Genomic DNA, 6,701 nt, shown 5'->3' on the forward strand with positions numbered 1-6,701 from the left:
CGGGGCCGCCGAGGCCGCCCGCGGGGCGCGCGACCGGCAACGCGAGCTGGCCGAGAGCGCGCTCTCGCGCACGCTGCGCGCGGCACTGGAATCTCCGGGTCCCGCTGAGCGTTCCAACATGCTGCGGCCCCACCTGATCGAGGTGGAGGCCGCCGCCAAGGGCGTCCACATGGCCCGCACGTTCTACAACGGCGCGGTCTCCGACACCCGCCGCGCCCGCCGTTCCCGGCTCGTCCGGACGTTCCGCCTGGCGGGCACGGCGCCCCTGCCGGACTTCTTCGAGATCGACGACCAGCCGCCGCGGATCCCGCTTCTCCCCGTCGGCCCCGACACCCCGTAGATACGGGACCCGGGAAAACACCGATCTGGCCAAAACCCTCGAAAGGGGGTGGAAGTAGGATGGGGGGCTGGTCGACCAGGGTGCGCGGCGCCGACGGTGTCCGCGTACCGCCGCGTGGGGCCGCCGACTCCGCTGCCCGAGAGCAGCCCTCAGCAGAACCGAGACAACGGGAGTCCACCACCGTGGCCAACAACGCACCGAACACCTCCGACAACGCCGTCGGCACCGAGCGTGTCAAGCGCGGCATGGCCGAGCAGCTCAAGAACGGCGTCATCATGGACGTCGTCACGCCCGAGCAGGCCAAGATCGCCGAGGACGCCGGAGCCGTCGCGGTCATGGCCCTGGAGCGCGTCCCCGCCGACATCCGCAGGGACGGCGGTGTCGCCCGCATGTCCGACCCCGACATGATCGACGGCATCGTCGAGGCCGTCTCCATCCCGGTCATGGCCAAGGTCCGCATCGGCCACTTCGTCGAGGCCCAGGTCCTGGAGTCGCTCGGCGTCGACTTCATCGACGAGTCCGAGGTCCTCACCCCGGCCGACGAGGCCTACCACATCGACAAGTGGGCCTTCACCGTCCCCTTCGTGTGCGGGGCGACCAACCTGGGCGAGGCGCTGCGCCGCATCGGCGAGGGCGCGGCCATGATCCGTTCCAAGGGTGAGGCCGGAACCGGCAACGTCGTCGAGGCCACCCGCCACATGCGTTCCATCCGCGGCGAGATCCGGCGCCTGGGCATCCTGGACGAGGCCGAGCTGTTCGGCGCGGCCAAGGAGCTGCGCGCCCCCTACGAGGTCGTGAAGGAGGTGGCGGCGCTGGGCAGGCTCCCCGTCCCGCTGTTCTCCGCCGGAGGCGTGGCCACCCCGGCCGACGCCGCGCTCATGCGCCAGCTCGGCGCCGAGAGCGTGTTCGTGGGCTCGGGCATCTTCAAGTCCGGCGACCCGGCCAAGCGCGCCGACGCCATCGTGCAGGCCACCCTGCACTACGAGGACCCCGCGGTCATCGCGCGCGTGTCCCGCGGTCTGGGCGAGGCCATGGTCGGCATCAACCTGGACGAGCTGTCCGACTCCCAGCGCTACGCCGGCCGCGGCTGGTAGCCGCCGCCCGGCGGACGCCTCCCGCGCCCGTCGTGCGGGCGGCGGGGCCGGGCGCGGCCCCGCCTCCCGCACACGGCAGAACACGAGCCTACGTCCACGAGTGAGGCCGTACTTGACCGCCACACCCACCATCGGCGTCCTCGCCCTCCAGGGCGACGTCGCCGAACACCTGCGCGCGCTCCAGGCACTGGACGCGCACACCGTCAAGGTGCTCTCCCCCGACCAGCTCGACGCCCTGGACGGGCTGGTCATCCCCGGCGGGGAGTCCACCACCATGTCCAAGCTGGCCGTCCGCTACGGCCTGATGGAACCGCTGCGCAAGCGGATCGCCGCGGGGATGCCCGCCTACGGCACGTGCGCCGGGATGATCATGCTCGCCGACCGCATCCTGGGCGGGACCGCCGACCAGCAGACCGTCGGCGGGATCGACATGACGGTGCGCCGCAACGCGTTCGGACGCCAGACCGAGTCCTTCGAGGCCGCCGTGGACATCGACGGCCTGGAGGGTGACCCCTTCGACGCGGTGTTCATCCGCGCGCCCTGGGTGGAGTCGGTCGGGCCCGGGGTCGAGGTGCTCGGCGCAGTGCCCGGCCCCGACGAGGCCGGTAGGATCGTCGCCGTACGGCAGGGCGGCCTGATGGCCACGTCCTTCCATCCCGAACTGACCGGCGACACGCGCATCCACCGCCTCTTCGTCGACATCGTGAAAGGACATTCATGAGCGGCCACTCCAAGTGGGCCACCACCAAGCACAAGAAAGCCGTCATCGATGCCAAGCGCGGCAAGCTCTTCGCCAAGCTGATCAAGAACATCGAGGTGGCCGCGCGTACCGGCGGTGGAGACCCCGACGGGAACCCCACGCTCTACGACGCCATCCAGAAGGCGCGCAAGAACTCCGTGCCGCTCGACAACATCGAGCGCGCCCGCAAGCGCGGCTCCGGCGAGGAGGCGGGCGGCGCCGAGTGGCAGACCATCATGTACGAGGGCTACGCCGCCGGTGGCGTCGCCCTGCTGGTGGAGTGCCTGACCGACAACCGCAACCGCGCCGCCTCCGAGGTGCGCGTGGCCGTGTCCCGCAACGGCGGCAACATGGCCGACGCCGGTTCGGTCTCCTACCTCTTCAACCGCAAGGGCGTCGTCATCGTGCCCAAGGAGGGCACCACCGAGGACGACGTGACCCTGGCGGTGCTGGAGGCCGGCGCCGAGGAGGTCGAGGACCTGGGCGAGTCCTTCGAGATCGTCTGCGAGGCCACCGACCTGGTCGCCGTGCGCACCGCGCTCCAGGAGGCGGGCATCGAGTACGACTCCGCCGAGTCCAGCTTCCTGCCGACCATGGAGGTCCCGGTCGACGCCGAGACCGCCAAGAAGGTCATGCGGGTGGTGGACGCGCTGGAGGACTCCGACGACGTGCAGAACGTCTTCACCAACGCCGACATCCCCGACGAGGTCATGGCCGAGATCAGCTGACCCTCCGGTCAGGCGACCTCCCGCAGCAGGTCGCGCACGCGCGCGGGCGCCTCGTGGAGTGCGAGGTGGCCCGCGCTCGCGATCGTGCGCACGTCGGTGCCCAGCAGTCTGCGCACCGCGCCGCGCAGCAGCGAGGGTGTGAAGACGCGGTCGTGGGCTCCGGTGGCCACCGTGACGGGGGTGCCCGACCAGTCCCGGAAGTCCTCGCCCCGCAGTATGCCCGGGACCGGGCTGGGGCGGCAGTGCCGCCCGACCAGGGTCGCCCACTCCGTGAGCGGGTGGGTCGCGCCGCCCGCGGCGACGGGCCCGCTGAGCAGGCCCAGGAGCCGCGAACTGGTCCGCTCACCGGGTGAGAGCCGCCAGGAGAACGTGGCGCGCAGCCTCTCGCCGTCCATGACGGGGGCGGCCAGGCCCGCCGGACCGACCAGCACGAGCCCCGCCACCAGCGGTGAGGGCATCGCCGCCAGGGCGGCCGCGGCGCCCGTCGAGTGCCCGAGCAGGATCACCGGTTCGGTGGTGACCTGGGGTAACAGCGCGTCCAGCCAGGCGCCGTAGGCGTCCGCCCGGCCGAGCAGGGGGCGCCGGGAGTCGCTCGTGCCCGGGTGTCCGGGCAGGTCGGCCAGGAGCACGGTCCGGTCGGCGCGCAGCACCCGCGCGGTCGCGACCAGGTTCGCCGACCCCAGGAGGGCCCCGGACAGCAGCAGGACGGGGGTCCCCGGCCCGCCCGGGAGGACGTGCACCCGCGTGGCGCGTCCGGCGGCGGTCACCGCCCCCGGCGAGCGCAGGTCGCGGGCGCCGCCCAGTGCGCGCTCGCACCAGGAGCGCACCGCGATCTCACCGGCGTCGGACCGGTAGATCCGGGTGAGGGACAGCGTGGACATCGTTCACCTTCTCGGGACAGGGGCGTCCCCGCCGGAGAGCCGGGACGCGGGGATGGGCGCGCGGGAACCCCGTGCGCGAGGGTCTGGCGGCACCGTTGACACCCCTGGACGGAGGCGCCTGGGCAGGCACCCCGTGCCCGGGGCCGGGCGCCCGTACGGCACAACCGCCTCCGCGTGACGTCGGACTCCCGCGAGCTGAGGCCGGTGGGCGGGCGGGCCCGTCCACCGGCTCCGCGTTCGGTGTCCGCGCGCGGAAGGGCCGGTGCCCCTCGGGGGCACCGGCGCCGACAGCGGGGGTTTCAGCGCAGCGGGTCGAGCGCCTCCAGCGCGCCCGGGCGGACGCCGGTCGCGATCTGCTCGGCCAGGAGGCCGCCGGTGACCGGGCCGTGCGTGAGCCCCCACATGCCGTGGCCGCCCGCGACGAAGACGCCGGGGGTGCGGGTGGCCCCCACCAGGGGCACACCGTCGGAGGTGACCGGCCTGGGCCCCACCCAGGCGTCGGTGCGCTCCTGCCAGCGCACCCCCCTGAGGTAGGGGGTGGCCGAGCGCTCGATGGCCTCGATCCGGCGCGGGTCGAGCGCGTCGTCGGGGTCCCGGAACTCCATCGTTCCGGCGACCCGCAACGCCCCCTGGTAGGGGGTGCACGCCACGCGGGCCTCCGGCAGGTAGACGGGGCCGGGCACCGGCTCGTCGGTGGGGACGGTGAAGGAGTAGCCCCTCCCGGCGCGGACCCGGGCGCGCACGCCGTGCTCGGCGGCCAGCCGGTCGAACCAGGCACCCGTGCACACCGCGACCGCGTCGGAGCGCAGCCGCTCGCCGTCGCCGGAGACGGTGACGACCGCGCCGCCCTCCCGGTGGACGCCGACCGCCTCGAACCCGGTGCGCACCCGACCGCCACGCTCGCGCACCGAGGCCGCCAGGTTGCGGACGAGGGCGCCGGGGTCCACGTGGCGCTGCCCGTCCAGGCGCACCGCCGCCCCCACGGCCCCCGAGGCGTGGGGGAGGACCTCGCGGACCGCCGCCCCGGTGAGGGCGGTGTGGCCGACGTCCAGCCCCGAGGCCGTGATCCGGTCCAGCTCGCGCAGGAGCGCGACGGCCGAACGCGGGGACCGGAACAGCGCGGTGACGGGCGCGGAGACCTCGGTAGTCTCCACACCGCCCTTGGCCAGGACGTCGAAGGCGTCCAGGGCCCCGGTGTTGAGGGGCAGGTTGGCGCGTACGGCCCTCTCCCAGGCGTCCCAGCGGCAGTGCGCGGCGAAGCGGGCCAGGAACAGCCACAGGTCCGGCGAGGGGGACAGCGGAACCGACAGGGGCGCGTCGCGGTCGAGCAGGGAGCGCAGGCCGTAGCGCAGCACGCCCGGCTCGTTCAGGGGGATGGCCAGGCCCGGCGAGAGCCATCCGGCGTTGCCCCAGGAGGCTCCGGAGCAGACCCCGTCCCGGTCCACGACGGTGACGCGGACGCCGCGTTCCTGGAGGAACCAGGCCGTCGACAGGCCGATCACCCCCGCGCCCACGACCAGCACGTGCTGGACCCCGCCGACACGCCCCACGTCCGCCATCGCGCCTGTTCCCCCTGTTCACCGTGTCCGTCGGTCCCCACCATGCTCGCTTTCCACCGCGGGGGCCTTGTCGGGAAGCGACAATCAGGTGTGGGGTTCCTGTGCCGACCAGACAAAGGAGGCGGCGGGGTCCGCGCCCGGATCAGGGCAGGCGGGAGAGCACCTCGGCGGTGAACTCGTCCGTGCCCGCGCTGCCGCCCAGGTCGGCCGTGCGCACGGGGGAGGAGGCCAGCACGGCGCGGACCGCGTCCATGACCTGCGCGCCCGCCTCGGGGTGGCCCAGGTGGTCGAGCATCATCGACGCCGACCAGATGGCCCCCAGCGGGTTGGCCAGCCCCTTGCCCGCGATGTCGGGCGCCGAGCCGTGCACCGGCTCGAACATCGACGGGTACTCGCGCTCGGGGTTGAGGTTGGCCGACGGAGCCACCCCGATACCACCCGCCACGGCGGCGGCCAGGTCGCTGAGGATGTCGCCGAACAGGTTCGAGCCCACGATGACGTCGAACCGCGCCGGGTCCAGGACGATCTTGGCGGCCAGGGCGTCGATGTGCTCCTGTTCCCAGGCCACCTCCGGGTGGCGCGCCGCGCGCTCGGCCACCAGCTCGTCCCAGAACGGCATGGTGTGCACGATGCCGTTGGACTTGGTGGCCGAGGTCAGCCTGCCGCCGCGCCGCCCGGCCAGGGCGAAGGCGTGGTCGAGCACCCGTTCCACGCCCATGCGGGTGAACACCGACTCCTGGAGGGCCGCCTCGTACGGGGTGCCCTTGTGGATCCGTCCGCCCACACGCGAGTACTCGCCCTCGTTGTTCTCGCGCACGACCACGAAGTCGACCTCGCCGGGCAGCGCCCGCGCGACCGGGCTGGGCACCCCCTCCAGGACGCTGATCGGCCGCAGGTTGACGTACTGGTGGAAGCCGCGGCGGATGGGGATGAGCAGCCCCCACAGCGACACGTGGTCGGGGACGCCGGGCCATCCCACGGCGCCCAGCAGGACGGCGTCGTGGTGGCGGATCCGGTCCAGGCCGTCGTCGGGCATCATGGCGCCCTCGGCCAGGTAGCGCGCGCAGGACCAGTCGAACTCGTCGTAGGAGAAGGAGAGCGCGTGGTGGGCGCCGATCCGGTCCAGGACGGCCCGGGCGGGCGGCAGGACCTCCTTGCCGATGCCGTCACCGGGGATCGTGGCGACGCGGTAGTGCTTCATGGCGGTGTCCTTCCGTGGGGTGTTCGGGGGCGTTCGGGCTCTGCGGGGCCCTCTTCTTCGTCCTCGTAGGGCCGGTCCGTCTCATCGCGTTGGGGCCGACGGGGCCCGGGCCCGGTCGAGGAGGGCCCGGCCGGGGGGCGGGGAGCCGCGCTCGGACGT

The 6,701-nt window shown here is 73.7% G+C and carries 7 protein-coding genes; 4 read left to right on the forward strand and 3 right to left on the reverse strand.

The features are described 5' to 3' along the window. The 4 genes from DQW06_RS18200 to DQW06_RS18215 form a co-directional block, all read left to right on the forward strand. Window positions 1–340 (forward strand): hypothetical protein (locus DQW06_RS18200; RefSeq protein ID WP_117198969.1); only part of this gene is annotated, 340 nt, incomplete at its 5' end. Between the two features lie 182 nt (window positions 341–522). Continuing rightward, complete coding sequence (gene pdxS / locus DQW06_RS18205; RefSeq protein WP_117198970.1) at window positions 523–1,434, forward strand: pyridoxal 5'-phosphate synthase lyase subunit PdxS; 912 nt, start codon at window positions 523–525, stop codon at window positions 1,432–1,434. A 112-nt stretch (window positions 1,435–1,546) separates the two neighbouring features. After that, entirely contained in the window at window positions 1,547–2,155 is a 609-nt protein-coding gene (pdxT, locus tag DQW06_RS18210; RefSeq protein WP_013151875.1) for a pyridoxal 5'-phosphate synthase glutaminase subunit PdxT, read from the forward strand. Beyond that, window positions 2,152–2,901, forward strand: a complete 750-nt coding sequence (locus DQW06_RS18215) for a YebC/PmpR family DNA-binding transcriptional regulator (protein ID WP_013151876.1) — start codon at window positions 2,152–2,154, stop codon at window positions 2,899–2,901. The genes pdxT and DQW06_RS18215 overlap by 4 nt, the downstream gene beginning before the upstream one ends. Before the next feature lie 8 nt (window positions 2,902–2,909). Here the strand turns inward: DQW06_RS18215 and DQW06_RS18220 are convergent, their stop codons facing one another. The 3 genes from DQW06_RS18220 to DQW06_RS18230 all read right to left on the reverse strand — a co-directional run bounded on the left by DQW06_RS18220 (window position 2,910) and on the right by DQW06_RS18230 (window position 6,542). Next, window positions 2,910–3,782: an alpha/beta fold hydrolase gene (locus DQW06_RS18220; protein WP_013151877.1), complete on the reverse strand. Its 873-nt coding sequence runs from the start codon at window positions 3,780–3,782 to the stop codon at window positions 2,910–2,912. Between the two features lie 299 nt (window positions 3,783–4,081). After that, window positions 4,082–5,341 (reverse strand): FAD-binding oxidoreductase, encoded by a 1,260-nt coding sequence (locus tag DQW06_RS18225; protein WP_071621606.1) that lies wholly within the window; start codon window positions 5,339–5,341, stop codon window positions 4,082–4,084. A gap of 142 nt (window positions 5,342–5,483) precedes the next feature. Beyond that, complete coding sequence (locus tag DQW06_RS18230) at window positions 5,484–6,542, reverse strand: tartrate dehydrogenase (RefSeq protein ID WP_117198971.1); 1,059 nt, start codon at window positions 6,540–6,542, stop codon at window positions 5,484–5,486. Between the last annotated feature and the right edge of the window lie 159 nt (window positions 6,543–6,701).

Origin of the sequence: Nocardiopsis sp. TNDT3, from assembly GCF_003427465.1 — a bacterium.
Lineage (GTDB): Bacteria > Actinomycetota > Actinomycetes > Streptosporangiales > Streptosporangiaceae > Nocardiopsis > Nocardiopsis dassonvillei.